Origin of the sequence: Streptomyces sp. P9-A2 (assembly GCF_036634175.1) — a bacterium.
Taxonomy (GTDB): Bacteria; Actinomycetota; Actinomycetes; order Streptomycetales; family Streptomycetaceae; genus Streptomyces; species Streptomyces pratens.
The window spans coordinates 5,896,298-5,912,143 of the sequence record NZ_JAZIFX010000001.1 but is presented as its reverse complement, the minus strand read 5'-3'; the positions used below and the strand labels follow the sequence as shown (position 1 = coordinate 5,912,143).

12 protein-coding genes are annotated in these 15,846 nt (G+C 71.7%); 3 read left to right on the top strand and 9 right to left on the bottom strand.

Features of this window, described 5'->3' with window-relative positions; translation table 11 throughout:
* Positions 1-226 precede the first annotated feature (226 nt).
* Positions 227-2,365 carry an ATP-binding protein gene (locus V4Y04_RS26950; protein WP_332430919.1) on the bottom strand — a complete coding sequence of 713 codons (2,139 nt, stop codon included), beginning with the start codon at positions 2,363-2,365 and terminating at the stop codon, positions 227-229.
* Between the two features lie 725 nt (positions 2,366-3,090).
* Here V4Y04_RS26950 and gabT point away from each other — a divergent pair.
* Positions 3,091-4,425, top strand: coding sequence for a 4-aminobutyrate--2-oxoglutarate transaminase (gene gabT / locus V4Y04_RS26945; protein WP_332430917.1), 1,335 nt, complete (start codon positions 3,091-3,093; stop codon positions 4,423-4,425).
* 474 nt (positions 4,426-4,899) lie between these two features.
* Positions 4,900-5,535: a phosphatase PAP2 family protein gene (locus V4Y04_RS26940; protein WP_332430916.1), complete on the top strand. Its 636-nt coding sequence runs from the start codon at positions 4,900-4,902 to the stop codon at positions 5,533-5,535.
* Positions 5,536-5,978: 443 nt separating this feature from the next.
* Here V4Y04_RS26940 and V4Y04_RS26935 read toward each other — a convergent pair whose 3' ends face one another.
* The 7 genes from V4Y04_RS26935 to V4Y04_RS26905 all read right to left on the bottom strand — a co-directional run bounded on the left by V4Y04_RS26935 (position 5,979) and on the right by V4Y04_RS26905 (position 13,758).
* On the bottom strand, positions 5,979-6,434 hold the full coding sequence (locus V4Y04_RS26935; protein WP_332430915.1) for a hypothetical protein: 456 nt from the start codon (positions 6,432-6,434) through the stop codon (positions 5,979-5,981).
* A 173-nt stretch (positions 6,435-6,607) separates the two neighbouring features.
* Positions 6,608-8,011: an NAD(P)/FAD-dependent oxidoreductase gene (locus V4Y04_RS26930; RefSeq protein WP_332430914.1), complete on the bottom strand. Its 1,404-nt coding sequence runs from the start codon at positions 8,009-8,011 to the stop codon at positions 6,608-6,610.
* A 6-nt stretch (positions 8,012-8,017) separates the two neighbouring features.
* Positions 8,018-8,821: an ABC transporter permease gene (locus V4Y04_RS26925; protein ID WP_332430913.1), complete on the bottom strand. Its 804-nt coding sequence runs from the start codon at positions 8,819-8,821 to the stop codon at positions 8,018-8,020.
* Entirely contained in the window at positions 8,818-9,756 is a 939-nt protein-coding gene (locus V4Y04_RS26920) for an ABC transporter permease (protein WP_332430912.1), read from the bottom strand. Before V4Y04_RS26920 ends, V4Y04_RS26925 begins: the two co-directional genes overlap by 4 nt.
* Positions 9,756-10,922 (bottom strand): ABC transporter ATP-binding protein, encoded by a 1,167-nt coding sequence (locus V4Y04_RS26915; RefSeq protein WP_332430911.1) that lies wholly within the window; start codon positions 10,920-10,922, stop codon positions 9,756-9,758. The genes V4Y04_RS26920 and V4Y04_RS26915 overlap by 1 nt, the downstream gene beginning before the upstream one ends.
* 4 nt (positions 10,923-10,926) lie before the next feature.
* Positions 10,927-12,174 (bottom strand): ABC transporter substrate-binding protein, encoded by a 1,248-nt coding sequence (locus tag V4Y04_RS26910; protein ID WP_332430910.1) that lies wholly within the window; start codon positions 12,172-12,174, stop codon positions 10,927-10,929.
* Between the two features lie 48 nt (positions 12,175-12,222).
* Entirely contained in the window at positions 12,223-13,758 is a 1,536-nt protein-coding gene (locus V4Y04_RS26905) for a gamma-aminobutyraldehyde dehydrogenase (RefSeq protein ID WP_332430909.1), read from the bottom strand.
* A 199-nt stretch (positions 13,759-13,957) separates the two neighbouring features.
* Here V4Y04_RS26905 and V4Y04_RS26900 point away from each other — a divergent pair, with 199 nt between their 5' ends.
* Complete coding sequence (locus V4Y04_RS26900; RefSeq protein WP_443080208.1) at positions 13,958-14,590, top strand: NADAR family protein; 633 nt, start codon at positions 13,958-13,960, stop codon at positions 14,588-14,590.
* Positions 14,591-14,897: 307 nt separating this feature from the next.
* Here V4Y04_RS26900 and V4Y04_RS26895 read toward each other — a convergent pair whose 3' ends face one another.
* On the bottom strand, positions 14,898-15,815 hold the full coding sequence (locus V4Y04_RS26895; RefSeq protein WP_332430908.1) for a DUF4190 domain-containing protein: 918 nt from the start codon (positions 15,813-15,815) through the stop codon (positions 14,898-14,900).
* Positions 15,816-15,846: the final 31 nt, after the last annotated feature.

Genomic DNA, 15,846 nt, shown 5'->3' with positions numbered 1-15,846 from the left:
AGGTCGACGGCGGGAACGGCCGGTCGGGTGGCCGAGTCGGCGGCCGGGGCGGTGAGTGAGTCGGTGAGTGATATGACGTTTTGGCCGTCACGTATGAACGACCCCTATCGATTCTGCCTCACCGTATGCACACCGCGCCGCCGCGTGTGCTCCGCTCCCGGCGTTCGCCCACCCGCCGCGAACCGACCGCCCCGAGCCGTGCCGCCCGGTACGGACGGCACGCCCCTCAGCCCCGCAGGTCGACCAGCAGCGGCGGCGCGTGCTCGCCCCGGACATCGGTCAGGGACAACACCGCGTGCCCGGCCGGCATCGCGTGCGCGAGTTCGGACGCGGACCACCGCTCCCGCTCGACCTGCCGTACGGTGACCGCCCGCGCGGTCGGCGCCTTGCCGGTGATGGCCCGCCGCACCGCGTGCCAGGCCTTGCCCGCCGGGCTCTCCGCGATGATCTGCCGGTCGGTGACGTCCCGTGCCTCGGTCCACTCCTTGCCCCAGACCTCGGCGAAGTCCTGCCCGTCCCACGGGGTGAGCCCGGCCAGCGCCATCCTGCACCCGACGGTCCCGAGCAGGGGTCCGCGCAGTGGCCTCGCCACGTCGTCCAGGGTGCGCAGGGTGAGCACGGCCCCGGCGTTGGCCGACCGCAGCCGCTGGATGCCGCGTACGGCCTCGGGGGTGATGACGCCGGTCGCGTCGTCCAGTACCAGGCAGGCGAACAGGGACCGGTCCTCGCGCTCCGTCACACTCGCCGTGAACTGGGCGAGGACGAGCCGCGCCAGCACCCGCGACGCGTCGGCGTGGCCCCGCGCGGGCAGGTCGATCCGGACCCGTACGGGGTGGTCCAGTGCCTTGAGGGTGAAGGGCCGGGACTGCCCGGAGGCGTCGAGGCCCCCGCCCTTGAAGAACGTCGCGAAAGCCGGCCGGTCGAGCAGCGCCACCCGGTCGGCGAGGACCCCGCCGACGTCACCGGGATGCGCCATCTGCCGTTCCCGGACGTCGAGTTCGCGCAGCAGTGACTCCTGTCCCGTCTCCGTCAGGCCCCGGCGCAGCTCGGCGAGCGGGCCGGGTGAGCCGTCGAGCAGACCGCGCAGCTCGGGGACGGAGGGGAAACGGCCGTGCACCGCGCGGAAGGGGCCGAGCAACTGGGCGAGGACGGTGGTGGCGCGCCGGCTGTCGTTGCCGGGATGCGGGTCGGCCAGGTCGCCGACCAGCGCCTCGGCGAGGACGGCGGCGGCCTCGTCGGGGTCGGTGGTCCCGCCGTACAGGTCGAGGTCGTACAGGGAGTCGGGGTTGCCGATCCGTACCACGACGTCGTACGCGTCGGCCAGGCCCGCTCCCACGCCGGCGGCGCCGACGACGACCACGGCGGCGCGTCCGGCGAGCGCGTGCAGGCACAGCGACTCGGCGAGCGGCCGGACGACGGCGCCGGTCTTGCCGGAGCCGGCCGGTCCGACCGCGACCAGGGAGGTGCCCAGCAGTTCGGGGCTCAGGGCGAGACCGGCGCCCCGGTAGGCGTACGGGTTGCGGACATCGTCGGCGGCGGTGCCGAGCCGCACCTGCCCGGTGACCAGGTCGTGCCGGGCCTGCCGGGCGGGCAGGTCGCGAGCGCCGGACGGATGCGGGCAGGCGGCGGCGCCATGGCCGAGCACCGTGCCGGTGAAGGTCTCGAGAGGGTGCCGGCCGCTTTGCACGCCCTGCCAGGCGCGGGTGATGCGGGCGTGGTCGACGTCCCGCATCAGCCCGGCGCGCGCGTCGGCCGCGAGCCGGTCCGCCGCGTCGGCGGCACCGACGGCACGCAGCGCGGGCCAGGTGGCGGGGTCGTCCTCGGGGGCCGGCGGGCGCTCGGCGGCCCGGGGGGTGCGACGCCAGGCGGGTGGCCCGTAGCGCCGCCAGATCTCGCCCCAGCGGCCGAGCCGGCCCACACCGACCATGATGAGGCCCGCGATCAGCACGTAGTAGGCGTAGACCACCACGACGGCGGCGAAGCTGTGGGGTTCGACCCACGAGTCGGGGATCATCGCGTACAGAGGCAGCAGCCACCAGGTGCCCAGGTAGCCGTTCCACAGCAGCGACCAGATCAGCCAGCCCACCAGGAAGGCGATCAGGGCCCCGCTGAACAGCTGCCGCCCCGGAATGCGCTCCGGTTCCTCCTCCGGGCGCGGCCGGTGGCCGAAGCGCCATACGCCGGGCAGTGCCTCCGGGCGGGGTGTGCGCAGCCAGGTCAGGAACGCCGACCCGTCCGGCAGGGGTGGCATGCCCGGTGCCCCGGCCGGCCTCGGGGGCGCCGAGGGCACCTTTGGTGGCCCGGCAGGGCGCGGCACCGGGTTCGCATGCGTACCCCGCGCGTCCTGCGTCCCGTCGCCGTCCATCGCCCTTGCCCCCTGAGCAGCCGCGCCGTTCACCGTCAGCGAGCCAATCTAACGCCCCGGCAGGGCGAGTTCACCGTTCACCCGGCCGGGTCGGGCCATGACGGCACTTCACACGGTGCCGGGCCCGGGTCGAATCCCGCGCCGGATCCCGCGCGGTTTCCGGCCGTCACCGCGCGCCGCCTGGATGGCGTCCCGCCACGTGGTGCAGCCGATCGAGTAAGGGCGTGCAGAGAAACAACTTGTGGGTTTCTGGACTTGATGTCGCAGGTCAGCGCGCCGCCCACCCGCATGTTGTTCTCCGGCAGACCCTAACGACCTCACCCGCGACAGTGAGCGGGCTCCCCATCGCGGTGAGGTCGTAAGCGGAACGCCCGGGTCGCGGAGCTGATCGCCGTTGTCAGCGCCCTGGTCAGGGGCTCTGGAGTCACGACCGGCGAAGACCGTCGCGCCGCCGGCAGCGGGGTCGTGCCCGTCGCTCTCGGGGCGGAGGAGGCAGTGCCTGATCGGCTGCACCACGAAAAGGGACACGACCGCCGCCTACCCGCCTCGCCCCGGGCCACCCCTCGCATCCGCCGCCCCTCCCCCGCCCCGGCCCCCCGCTATGTCCACACCGGACAACCCGGTCCCCCGGACAACGCCCACATGGAGCATGCCCAGTCTCCCTTCCCCGTCCTAGCCTGCGAGAAAAGAAGGCACGTGTCCGTTACACCCCCCAGGAGCCCCCCATGACCGCACTTCCGCAGGAGCGCCGCGTCGTCACCGCCATCCCGGGCCCGAAGTCGCAGGAACTGCAGGCCCGCCGTACCGCCGCGGTCGCCCAGGGCGTGGGCTCCGTACTGCCCGTGTTCGCCGCGCGCGCGGGCGGCGGGATCATCGAGGACGTCGACGGCAACCGGCTGATCGACTTCGGCTCGGGCATCGCGGTGACCTCGGTCGGCGCCTCCGCCGAGGCCGTCGTGCGCCGTGCCACCGCCCAGCTCGCCGACTTCACGCACACCTGTTTCATGGTCACGCCGTACGAGGGGTACGTGGCCGTGGCCGAGGCGCTCGCCGAGCTGACCCCGGGCGACCACGCCAAGAAGTCGGCCCTGTTCAACAGCGGCGCCGAGGCCGTCGAGAACGCCGTCAAGATCGCGCGGGCCTACACCAAGCGGCAGGCGGTCGTGGTGTTCGACCACGGCTACCACGGCCGCACCAACCTCACCATGGCGCTGACCTCGAAGAACATGCCCTACAAGCAGGGCTTCGGCCCGTTCGCGCCCGAGGTGTACCGCGTTCCGGTCGCCTACGGCTACCGCTGGCCGACCGGCGCCGAGCAGGCGGGCCCGGAGGCCGCCGCCCAGGCCATCGACCAGATCTCCAAGCAGGTCGGCGCTCAGAACGTGGCCGCGATCGTCATCGAGCCGGTCCTCGGCGAGGGCGGCTTCATCGAGCCGGCCAAGGGCTTCCTGCCCGCGATCAGCGAGTTCGCCGCGGACAACGGCATCGTGTTCGTCGCCGACGAGATCCAGTCCGGCTTCTGCCGCACCGGTCAGTGGTTCGCCTGCGAGGACGAGGGCATCGTCCCGGACCTGATCACGACCGCGAAGGGAATCGCCGGCGGGCTTCCGCTCTCCGCCGTGACCGGACGCGCCGAGATCATGGACGCGGCCCACTCCGGCGGCCTCGGCGGCACCTACGGCGGCAACCCGGTGGCCTGCGCGGGCGCGCTCGGCTCCATCGAGACGATGAAGGAGCTGGACCTCAACGCCAGGGCGAAGGCGATCGAGACGGTCATGAAGACCCGCCTGACCGCGATGGCCGAGAAGTTCGACCTCATCGGCGACATCCGCGGCCGGGGCGCCATGATCGCCATCGAGCTGGTCAAGGACCGCACCACCAAGGAGCCGGACGCGGAGGCGACGGCCGCGCTGGCCAAGGCCTGCCAGCGGGAGGGTCTGCTGGTCCTGACCTGTGGCACCTACGGCAACGTCCTGCGCTTCCTGCCACCGCTGGTCATCGGCGAGGACCTGCTGAACGAGGGACTGGACATCCTCGAGCAGGCGTTCACACGCCTCTGAACAGGCGTTCGCGCACATCCGAGCCGCCGTCGGGGCGGGTGGGCCGTCCCGACGGCAGCGCCGGGACGCGAGTGGCGAAGCGTGTGAAGAACGTGTGCGGGGTGGATGGCGGGAGCCTGTTGGGCCTGTCGCGGGCCCACCCCCTGCCGTAGGTTCTACCGGGACAAGAGATACACCCGCTCACGGGGAACTGTGAGCGGTACGGGCCGAGGCCTCCCCAGCTTCGCCCTGGTCGTGCCTTCGCGCACACAACCGGAGCCCCCGGGTTTCGGGTCTCCTCACGATCGGACGGCCGCCCGCCCCAAACCCCCCGGGGCGCGCGGCGTTCCGATCCGGACGGCAGCCCACGCGTCATGCGCGGCAGGCCGTTCCCCGAAGGGCCAGTGCTCACCCCCCCTTGCACTGGCCCTTCGGCGTTCCCCGGGACCTGCCACGGCGAACGGCCGCGCGTGAGCGAATGCGAAGCTGTGCACCATGCTGCTGCTCGGACCTCCCGTTCTCGTCTTCGCGCTGATCACCTGGCAGGTCGTCACCGACGGCCCCCTGGTGCGTCTGGACGAACGGCTGAGCAGGGCACTCGTCCGACCGGACCGGGCCTCCGAGCTGCTCGCCGACCTCGGCAACATCGAGGTGGCCGTGCCCGTCCTGGTGGCCGCCCTGGCGTGTGCCGCGTGGCGGGGGCGTGCCGTGGGCCGGGACCGCTGGTGGCTGCCGCCCGCGGCCGGAGCCGTGGCGATGGTCCTGGTGCCGGTGCTCGTCCTGCCCCTGAAGGCCTGGACCGACCGCCCCGGCACCCCTGCCGTGCCCCCGGCGGTCGGCTACTACCCGTCCGGCCACACCGCCACCGCCGTCGTCGCCTACGGTGCGGCGGTCCTGCTCCTCGTCCCGCTGCTGCGCTCACCGGCGGTCCGCCGCGCGCTCCTGCTGCTCTGCGCCGCCCTGGTCGCCGGCGCCTCCTACGGCCTGGTGCGCCGGGGCTACCACTGGCCGCTGGACGTGGCGGCCGGCTGGTGCCTGGGAGCGGTGGTGCTGATCTGTCTGTGGCTGTCGGCCGGCCGGAGCAGCCGTCCGCCGACCGCGGATCGGCAGCCGGCCTCTCGGGCGAAGTAGCCGCGGGCGCGGGCGGGGAGCGCGGGCGGGGAGTCCGGCCGCACGGTCACGGTCTGCGCGCACCGGGCGTCGCCGGCACCTGCCGGGGTCGCCCCGCGCGCCGAACCACCGCTGCGGGCCGGTGGGTTCACATGGGCGCCGGCCGTGAGGGGCCGGCTGACGGGACCGGACGCGAAGCCGCCGTTCCTGTATATGAGGTCCGCGTCGGCCGCACGGGCGGCCGACGAGATACCGGACGCGGCGGGAGCCGCGGTGACGGACACGGCGGAAGGACCGAACGGCCGAAACGGTCTGCGGCGATCCGCACCTGCCTCCGGGCAGGGGGGAATGGGAGGAGGAAGGTGGGGGGGCGGAGCGCCTTCGAGTCGATCCGGACCCATCGGCCCGTCAACGCCTCAGCCACTGATCCGTCGCTCTGCCGGCCAGGACCTGTCTGGCAATTCCTACGCCTCCTCCCGCCCGGCGAGCCCCGCCACCGCCTCGTGCATGGCCAGTTCGAGCAGGACCGGATCGGTGAGCGTGCCCGAGCCGTCCGGCGGGAACAGCCAGCGCGTCCCGCCGGCCGACGAGCGGCCCGGGTACGGCACCACGATCCAGGTGCCGTCGCCCGCCGTGCGGATGCCGGTGCCGATCCAGCGGGCCGCGGTGCCCGGTGGCACGAGGAAGCCCATCCGCGCGTCACCGAAGTCGACCAGCACCGGACCGGGCCGGTCGAGGACACGGGTGAGCACGTCGAGCGTGGGGTAGCCGAGTTCTCCCGGCAGGATCAGCACGTCCCAGGCCTTGCCCGCCGGCAGCAGCGCCACCCCGTGCGGATTGTGCTCCCACTCCCAGCGGCACGCTTCGGGGTCGGGTGCGACCGAGGAGAGCCACTCGACCGCCGGCTTCGTCCCTGTCATCACAAACGCCTGCCTCTCTGCCGTGGACGCGGGAATGTCGCGTCACGAGGAGGAGAGGAAGCTTTCCGCCGGGCATTACGCGGGTTCTGGCGTCCCATTGGAGTGAACCGGATCACCACCGTCGAGATCCGGTCACTACCGCGGAAAACCGGCCACGCCGCCGAGAAGCACTCTCAGCTGCCGAAGCCCAGTCCCAGCTTGTCCATCATCCGCAGCCACAGGTTCCGGTGGCCGTCGTGGGTGTCGGCGTGCGCCAGCGACCACTTGGTGAGCGCGATGCCGGTCCAGGCGAAGGGCTCGGGCGGGAACGGCAGCGGCTTCCTGCGCACCATCTCCAGCTCCGTGCGCTCGGTGCGCTCCCCCGCCAGCAGGTCCAGCATCACCTCGGCACCGAAACGGGTGGCGCCGACGCCGAGTCCGGTGAAGCCGGCCGCGTAGGCGACCCTGCCCCGGTGGGCGGTGCCGTAGAACGCCGAGAAGCGGGAGCAGGTGTCGATCGCGCCGCCCCAGGCGTGGGTGAAGCGGACCCCCTCCAGCTGGGGGAAGCAGGTGAAGAAGTGGTCGGCGAGCTTCGCGTACGTCCGGGGCCGGTCGTCGTACTCGGCCCGCACCCGCCCGCCGTACGGGTAGACCGCGTCGTAGCCGCCCCACAGAATGCGGTGGTCGGCGGTCAGCCGGAAGTAGTGGAACCGGTTGGCACTGTCGCCGAGCCCCTGCCGGTTCCTCCAGCCGACGGACGCCAGTTGTCCGTCGGTGAGCGGCTCGGTCATCAGGGCGTAGTCGTAGACCGGGACGGTGTAGGCGCGGGCCCGTCTGACCAGGCTGGGGAAGACGTTGGTGCCGAGGGCTGCCGTGCGGGCGCGGATCTGCCCGTAGGGGGTGCGGACGGACATCCCGGCGCCGTACGGGCGCAGGGTGAGGGCGGGGGTGTGCTCGTACACGCGGACGCCGAGGCCGAGGCAGGCCCGCTTGAGTCCCCAGGCGAGTTTCGCCGGGTGGAGCATGGCCACGCCCCGGCGGTCCCAGAGACCGGCCAGGAAGGTGGGCGAGTCGACCTGGGCGCGGACCTCGTCGGTGTCGAGGAGGTCGACGCCGTCGGCGAGGCCTCTGCGGTCGATCTCCTGGTACCAGGCGCGCAGTTCGCGTGCCTGGTAGGGCTCGGTGGCGACGTCCAGCTCGCCGGTGCGTTCGAATGCGCAGTCGATGGCGTGGCGGGCGACCGCTTCCTCGATGGCGTCGAGGTTGCGGGCGCCCAGTCGCTCCAGCTCGTGGATCTCGTCCGGCCAGCGGGCCAGGCCGTTGGCCAGGCCGTGGGTGAGGGAGGCGGCGCAGAATCCGCCGTTGCGGCCCGAGGCGGCCCAGCCCACCTCGCGCCCCTCCACCAGGACGACGTCCCGGTCCGGGTCGCGTTCCTTGGCGATCAGTGCCGTCCACAGCCCGCTGTATCCGCCGCCCACCACCAGCAGGTCGCAGGTCTCGGCGCCGGTGAGAGCGGGCTCGGGGTCCGGCCGGCCGGGATCGTCCAGCCAGTACGCGGCCGGCCGGGCGTCGGCGAGGGATGCCGTCCAACGGCTCATGGTCTGCTACCCCTTCTGCCGCTTGCGGCGGTTGCCGACGGCCATGGAGACCAGCACCAGCAGGACGGCGACGACGAACATGGCCGTACCGACGACGTTGATCTGCACCGGGGTTCCGCGTTGCGCGGAGCCCCAGACGAACATCGGGAAGGTGACGGTGGACCCCGAGGTGAAGTTGGTGATGATGAAGTCGTCGAAGGACAGGGCGAAGGCGAGGAGCGCGCCCGCCGCGATGCCGGGGGCGGCGATCGGCAGGGTGACCCTCAGAAACGTCTGGACCGGACCGGCGTACAGGTCCTGGGCGGCCTGCTCCAGGCGCGGGTCCATCGACATCACGCGCGCCTTGACGGCGACCACGACGAAGCTGAGGCAGAACATGACGTGCGCGATGAGGATCGTCCAGAAGCCGAGCCGGACGCCCATGTTGAGGAACAGGGTCAGCAGCGATGCCGCCATGACCACCTCGGGCATCGCCATCGGCAGGAAGACCAGCGAGTTCACGACGCCGCGGGCGCGGAAGCGGTAGCGGACCAGCGCGAAGGCGATCATGGTGCCGAGCACCGTTGCGCCGAGGGTCGCCCACAGCGCGATCTGAAGGCTGAGCGACAGCGAGCCGCACAGGCCGGAGACCCCGCACGGGTCCTTCCAGGCGTCCGTGGAGAACTCCTGCCACTCGTAGTTGAAGCGCCCCTTGGGCTTGTTGAACGAGAACACGGCCACCACCACGACCGGCAGCAGCAGATACGCGAGCGTCAGCAGTCCCGCGATGACGACGAGACGGCGCTTGAGCCGGTTGACGAAGGTCGTCACAGCAGATCCTCCGTGCCGGACTTGCGGATGTAGAACGTGACCGCGAACAGGATCGCGGCCATCAGGATGAACGAGAGTGCCGCGGCCGTCGGATAGTCCAGGACGCGCAGGAACTGCGTCTGGATCACGTTGCCGATCATGCGGGTGTCGGTGGAGCCGAGCAGGTCCGCGTTGATGTAGTCGCCGGTGGCCGGGATGAAGGTCAGCAGCGTGCCGGAGACGACGCCCGGCATCGACAGCGGGAGGGTGACCCTGCGGAAGGTGGTCGAGGGCCTGGCGTACAGGTCGTTCGCCGCCTCGTGCAGCCGGGGGTCGATGCGCTCCAGGGAGGTGTAGAGCGGAAGGATCATGAACGGCAGGAAGTTGTACGTCAGACCGCAGACGACGGCGAGCGGTGTGGCCAGCACCCGGTCGCCGGCGGTCCAGCCGAGCCAGGAGGTGACGTCCAGTACGTGCAGCGTGTTGAGGATCTCGACCACGGGGCCGCTGTCGGCCAGGATCGTCTTCCAGGCGAGGGTACGGATCAGAAAACTGGCGAAGAACGGCGCGATCACCAGAATCATGATCAGGTTCCGCCAACGTCCCGCGCGGAAGGCGATCAGATACGCCAGCGGGTAGCCGAGCGCGAGGCACAGCACGGTCGCGGAGGCCGCGTAGAGCACCGAGCGGACGAACTGCGGCCAGTACGCGGACAGCGCGTCCCAGTAGGTGGCGAAGTGCCAGGTGACCTCGTAGCCGTCCTCCAGGGAGCCCGTCTGGACGGAGGTGGAGGCCTGGTAGATCACCGGCAGCGCGAAGAAGACGAACAGCCACAGCAGACCGGGCAGCAGGAGCAGGTACGGCGTCCAGCGGCCCAGTCTCCGCGGCGGCTTCGCCCGCCGGGCCAGCATCAGGGGCGGCGGCTGGGGTGGCGGCGACTGGGTGACGGTGGCCATCAGGCGGCCTCCTCCCCGACGGTCTCCACACCGGCGTCCGCATCCTGGGCGGCGTCGAGGCCGAAGGTGTGCGCCGGGTTCCAGTGCAGGACGACCTCGGCGCCGGGCGCCAGCCGGTCGTCGCGGTCGATGTTCTGGACGTAGACCTCGAACGCGGTGCAGACCGGGCTGTCGACGACGAACTGGGTGGAGACACCGAGGTAGCCGGAGTCGCGGATGCGGCCGGTGATCCGGTTGCGGCCCTCTGGTATGCGTCCGGCGTCGTCGGCGGGGACGAGGGAGACCTTCTCCGGGCGCACCCCGAGCAGCACCTTGCCGCCGGCCACCGTGGGGCCGCTGTTGCGTGCCGAGGGCAGGACGAGCTTGCCGCCGCCCGCCTTCAGCACGATGTCGTCGCCCGACCTGGTGTCGACGTCGGCCTCGATGAAGTTGGACGTGCCGAGGAAGTTGGCGACGAACGTGGTGCGCGGATTCTCGTACAGCTCGCTGGGCGGGCCGAGCTGCTCGACGCGGCCGGCGTTCATCACGGCGACCGTGTCGGCCATGGTCATGGCCTCCTCCTGGTCGTGCGTGACGTGCACGAAGGTGATGCCGACCTCGGTCTGGATGCGTTTGAGCTCCAGCTGCATCTGACGGCGCAGTTTCAGGTCGAGGGCGCCGAGCGGCTCGTCGAGCAGCAGCACCTTCGGGTGGTTGATCAGGGCGCGGGCCACGGCGACCCGTTGCTGCTGGCCGCCGGAGAGCTGGTGCGGCTTCTTGCGGGCCTGCTCGCCGAGCTGGACGAGTTCCAGCATCTCGCCCACCTGCTTCTTCACGCTCCTGATGCCGCGTCGGCGCAGACCGAAGGCGACGTTCTCGAAGATGTCGAGGTGCGGGAAGAGGGCGTAGGACTGGAAGACGGTGTTCACCGGCCGCTTGTACGGCGGGAGCGCGGTGACGTCCTGGTCGCCGAGATGGACGGTGCCGACGGTGGGTTCCTCCAGGCCGGCGATCATCCTGAGGGTGGTGGTCTTGCCGCAGCCGGACGCGCCGAGCAGGGCGAAGAAGGAACCCTCGGGCACGGTCAGATCGAGGGGGTGGACGGCGGTGAACGAGCCGTAGGTCTTGCCGAGGCCGGTGAGGCGGACGTCCCCGCCGTGGGCGGCCGTGTCGTGCGTCGTCTTCATCTCGTCACGCCCCCGTGAGCTTCGCGAACTTCGCTTCGAATGCCGTCTCTTCCTCGGAGCTCAGGGAGCGGAAGGAACGGGACTTGGCCTGCATGGCCTGGTCGGGAAGGATCAGCGGGTTGTTCGCCGCGTCCTCGTCGATCTTCGCGAGCTCGTCCTTCACTCCGTCGACCGGACAGACGAAGTTGATGTGGGCGGCGAGCTCGGCGGCCGGCCGCGGCTCGAAGTAGTAGTCGATGAGCCGCTCGGCGTTGGTCTTGTGCCGGGCCTTGTTCGGGATCATCAGGTTGTCGCTGGACGTCATGTAGCCGCTGTCCGGGATCAGGAAGTCGATGTCCGGGTTGTCCGCCTTCAGCTGGACAATGTCGCCGGCCCAGGCGACGCACGCGGCGAAGTCGCCCTTGCTGAGGTCCAAGGTGTAGTCGTTGCCGGTGAAGCGGCGGACCTGCCCCTGGTCGACGGCCTTCTGGAGGCGGGCTATCCCCGCGTCGTAGTCGTCGGCGGTGAACTTCTCCGGGTCCTTGTCCATGTCGAGCAGGGCCAGACCCATGGTGTCGCGCATCTCGGTGAGGAGGCCGACGCGCCCCTTGAGCTTCGGGTTGTCCAGGAGGTCGGAGAGGGTCTTCACCTCGACGCCGTCGAGCGCCTTCCGGTTGTAGGCGATGACGGCGGCGATGCCCTGCCAGGGGTAGGAGTAGGCACGGCCCGGGTCCCAGTCGGGGCTGCGGAACTGCGACGACAGGTTGGCGTAGGCGTGCGGCAGGTGGGACGGATCCAGCTTCTGCACCCAGCCGAGCCGGATCAGGCGGGCGGCCAGCCAGTCGGTGAGGACGACGAGGTCGCGGCCGGTGTCCTGGCCGGCGGCGAGCTGCGGCTTGATCTTGCCGAAGAACTCGGTGTTGTCGTTGATGTCCTCGGTGTACGTGACCTTGATGCCGGTCCGCTCGGTGAACGCGTCCAGCGTGGGGTGTTCGCGCCCGCTGTCGTCGACGTCCATGTACTCGGTCCAGTTGGAGAAGGCGACGCTCTTCTCCTTCTCCGAGTGGTCCTCGGCCGATACGCCGCCCTGGGTGCTGCCCGCCGGGGGGATGCCGCAGGCGCTCAGCGCCCCGATGCCGCCGAACGCGAGCGCACCGCCCGCGGAGGCGCGCAGCAGGGACCGGCGCGACAGGGCCGCCCTGCCGTTGCGGAAGCTGCGCCGCACGGCGGCCACCTGGGCCGGGGAAAGGCGGTCGGAATCGTACTGCTCCATACGCGTGGTGCCTTTCGGAGTGAGGCCGTCGGTCGGTCGGCCCGGTTTCTATCGGTCCCCGAAGATCGTGCGGTGCCAGTCCTTGCGAACCGCCGCCGTATTGTCGAACATGACGTGCTTGAGCTGGGTGTACTCCTCGAACGAGTACGCGGACATGTCCTTGCCGGAGCCGGACGCCTTGTAGCCGCCGTGCGGCATCTCGCTGACGATCGGGATGTGGTCGTTGATCCACACGCACCCGGCCCTGATCTCGCGCGTGGCGCGGCCGGCCCGGTACACGTCCCGGCTCCAGGCGGAGGCGGCGAGTCCGTACGGCGTGTCGTTGGCGAGCGCGATGCCCTCGTCGTCGGTGTCGAAGGGCAGAACGACCAGCACCGGTCCGAAGATCTCGGTCTGCACGGCCTCGCTGTCCTGCGGGGCACCGGCGATCAGGGTGGGCAGGTAGTACGCGCCGGCGGCGAGTTCCCCGCCCGGAGCCCGGCCACCGGTCACCACGCGCGCGTAGGAGCGCGCCCGTTCGACGAAGCCGGCCACCCTCTCGCGCTGCGCGTGCGAGACCAGCGGGCCGAGGTCGGTCCCGGCGGCGAAGGGGTCACCGAGCCGCACGGTCTCCATGAGCGCGGCGGTGCGCTCCACGAACGCCTCGTAGAGGGGCCGTTGCACATACGCGCGGGTGGCGGCCGTGCAGTCCTGGCCGGTGTTGATGAGCGCGCCCGCGACCGCTCCGTTGACGGCGGCGTCGAGGTCGGCGTCGTCGAAGACGACGAAGGGTGCCTTGCCGCCGAGTTCGAGGTGGACGCGCTTGACGGTGGCGGTGGCGACGGCGGCCACCCGCCTGCCCACGGCGGTGGAACCGGTGAAGGAGGTCATGGCCACGTCGGGATGGCCGACGAGATGCTCGCCCGCCTCCCGGCCGGTACCGGTGACGATGTTGATCACGCCGTCCGGGATGCCGGCGTCGGTGGCGGCCTGAGCGAAGAGCAGTGAGGTCAGCGGGGTGGTCTCGGCGGGCTTGAGGACGATCGTGTTGCCCGCGGCGATCGCCGGGAGGATCTTCCACGCGGCCATCTGGAGGGGGTAGTTCCAGGGGGCGATCGAGCCGACGACGCCGATGGGTTCGCGGCGCACGTAGGAGGTGTGGTCGTCGGAGTACTCACCGGCCGACCGGCCCGTCAGGTGCCGGGCGGCACCGGCGAAGAAGGCGATGTTGTCGATGCTTCCGGGGACGTCGAACTCCCGGCTCAGCTTCAGGGGCTTGCCGCACTGCAGGGACTCGGCGCGGGCGAAGTCCTCGGCACGCTCGGCGACCACGGCGGCGAACCGGTGCATCGCGTCGGACCGATCGCCCGGGGTGGCACCGGCCCACGCCCCGAACGCCTTCCGCGCGGCGGCGACGGCCGCGTCCACGTCGTCGGTGCCGGCGAGTTCGTAGGTGTACACGTCCTCGCCGGTGGCCGGGTCGACGACCGTGTGCGTACGGCCCGAGGTGCCCTTCGTCAGGCGGCCCGCGACGAACTGCGCCCCGTCGGCGAATCGTTCCTGGGCCGGAAACCGTTCCGGGGTGGCGTTGCCGGGGTGCTGCATGTCGCTCTCCTCCGTTTCCGAGGGGCGGCGTGACGCCAGCTCGACTTGAGCGCCGATCCTGGCAGAGACATGTGATGCCAACAAGTGATTCCGTTGTTTCCATTTGGTTAAGCAACGAAATCTGTCGGCAGAGCGTCGTACGGGCACGAAAAGGACAGGCCGATTGTCAGTGCTGCCTGCGAAACTCGCGCACATGGGGATGAACACGGAGGCGGAGAAGGGCATGGAGAAGACTGCAACTGCGGTGGGAGCCGGGGCGATCGATTCCCGGGAGGCCCTGATCGAGGCAGTGGCGACCGGGGAGCGGATCAAGTACCTGCACTTCTGGGGGCACCAGCCCCTGCCCGACGGCCGGATCGGGGCGGGCTGCCTGAGCCAGTGGTGGCCGTCGCCGTTCACGGTGGACGGCGTGACCTACACGACCGCCGAGCACTGGATGATGGCGGCCAAGGCACGGATATTCGCGGATCCGGAGGCGGAACGGAAGATCCTGGCCGCGGAGCACCCCGCCGACGCGAAGAAGGAGGGCCGGCTCGTGCGGCACTTCGACGATGCGGTCTGGCGGCGCGAGCGGTTCCGTGTCGTCGTCGAGGGCAGCACGCACAAGTTCGCCGCCCACGCGGACCTGCGTGCCTTCCTGCTGAACACGGGCGACCGCGTCCTGGTCGAGGCGAGCCCCAGGGACCGCGTCTGGGGCATCGGGCTCGGGGCGAAGAACGAGAGGGCGGCGAACCCCGCCCAGTGGCGCGGCGCGAACCTTCTGGGCTTCGCCCTGATGCAGGCCCGCACCCGCCTCCGCCTCCTCGAGGCCGGGACCGACGCAAAAGCGTGAGCGGTCCGGGCCCGGCCCGCCACGCTGAGGCCCCGGCCACCAGGCCACCAGGCGGGCGGACGGGCGGACGGGCGGACGGGCGGACGGGCGGACGGGCGGACGGGCGGACGATAACCGTTCGGGGCCGGGCGGGCGCCCTGGGGACGGGCCCGGCGCCGAATGGGGCTTCCGTGGGGGTCGGGCGTGCCAACCGGGCCCGGTCCTCGGCGAGAGCCGGGGCACGAGCCGAAGTCTTGGGGCTTCCGTGGGGGTCGGGCCGGATCGGGCACCGGGGCTCGCGAGCCCCGCACGGTCCGGACGAGAGGTCCTACCAGTAGGGCGTGGTGAGGACGAGGACGCCGAAGCCGGCACCCAGGAGGATGCCTGCCCAGCCGCAGATGAGACCGGCCAGGGCGTGGCCCGGGTTCGTGGCTTCGCCGCGGGCGGCCTTGCCCCGGCCCAGGACACTGAAGATCACGGCGAGGACGCCGAGCCCGATGGCCAGCGGCCAGAGGCAGAAGATGACGGCCGAGATGATCCCGAGCACGAGTCCGGCGACGCCCATGCCGTTGGCGGGCTGCGGAGGCATGCCGGTCCAGCCGTAGTAGCCCTGGTCGGGCATACCGGCGTAACCGGGCGGCTGTGGCTGCACGGCCGAGTGGGCGTAACCGCCCTGGGGGCCGCCCGGGTAGCCGTATGGCGCCGGGCCGGGGGCGATGGGCGGCGGCGGGACCGGCTCGGCGGCCGGGGGCGCGAAGGGGTCGGGGACCGCGGCGCCGTAGCCGGCGGGCATCGCGGGGGCGGACGGGGCGGAGGGGTCGGCCCAGGACGGAGCGGACGGCGAGGCCGGGTGGGTGGCCGGGGCGCCCGTCGCGGGGAAGGACGTGACCGTCCGCTGGTCGTGCGCGGAAGGCGCCGAGGGAACGGACGGAGTGCCGGAGGCCGGGGGCGTGCTGGCCGCGCCGGGCGTACTCGGGGAGGGCGCCGGTGGGTCGAATTCCGGGAGAGCGAACGGATCGATGACCTCGGCGGAGCCCGACGGGCCGGTCGTGCCCCGGCTGCCGAGATCCACCTGGGTCGGCTCGGGTGGCGCCACGTCGCGTGGCGGGCTCTGGGGCGGCTGGGCCTGCGCGGCCCTGCTGTCGGCCGGCTCCGCCCAGACGTCGTCGTGAACATGCGGGTCCCGGGGCGGAGTTCCGCCCGCCGGGTTCCCCCGCGCTTCCGGCGCCTGCGCGTCGTCGGACATACGCTGGACCCCCTCCGTCGAACGTCCCGTC

Coding starts and splice junctions, on each gene's coding strand:
- V4Y04_RS26950 (WP_332430919.1), bottom strand. CDS start 2,365: ATGGACGGCGACGGGACGCAGGACGCGCGGGGTACGCATGCGAACCCG.
- gabT (WP_332430917.1), top strand. CDS start 3,091: ATGACCGCACTTCCGCAGGAGCGCCGCGTCGTCACCGCCATCCCGGGC.
- V4Y04_RS26940 (WP_332430916.1), top strand. CDS start 4,900: ATGCTGCTGCTCGGACCTCCCGTTCTCGTCTTCGCGCTGATCACCTGG.
- V4Y04_RS26935 (WP_332430915.1), bottom strand. CDS start 6,434: ATGACAGGGACGAAGCCGGCGGTCGAGTGGCTCTCCTCGGTCGCACCC.
- V4Y04_RS26930 (WP_332430914.1), bottom strand. CDS start 8,011: ATGAGCCGTTGGACGGCATCCCTCGCCGACGCCCGGCCGGCCGCGTAC.
- V4Y04_RS26920 (WP_332430912.1), bottom strand. CDS start 9,756: ATGGCCACCGTCACCCAGTCGCCGCCACCCCAGCCGCCGCCCCTGATG.
- V4Y04_RS26915 (WP_332430911.1), bottom strand. CDS start 10,922: ATGAAGACGACGCACGACACGGCCGCCCACGGCGGGGACGTCCGCCTC.
- V4Y04_RS26910 (WP_332430910.1), bottom strand. CDS start 12,174: ATGGAGCAGTACGATTCCGACCGCCTTTCCCCGGCCCAGGTGGCCGCC.
- V4Y04_RS26905 (WP_332430909.1), bottom strand. CDS start 13,758: ATGCAGCACCCCGGCAACGCCACCCCGGAACGGTTTCCGGCCCAGGAA.
- V4Y04_RS26900 (WP_443080208.1), top strand. CDS start 13,958: ATGAACACGGAGGCGGAGAAGGGCATGGAGAAGACTGCAACTGCGGTG.
- V4Y04_RS26895 (WP_332430908.1), bottom strand. CDS start 15,815: ATGTCCGACGACGCGCAGGCGCCGGAAGCGCGGGGGAACCCGGCGGGC.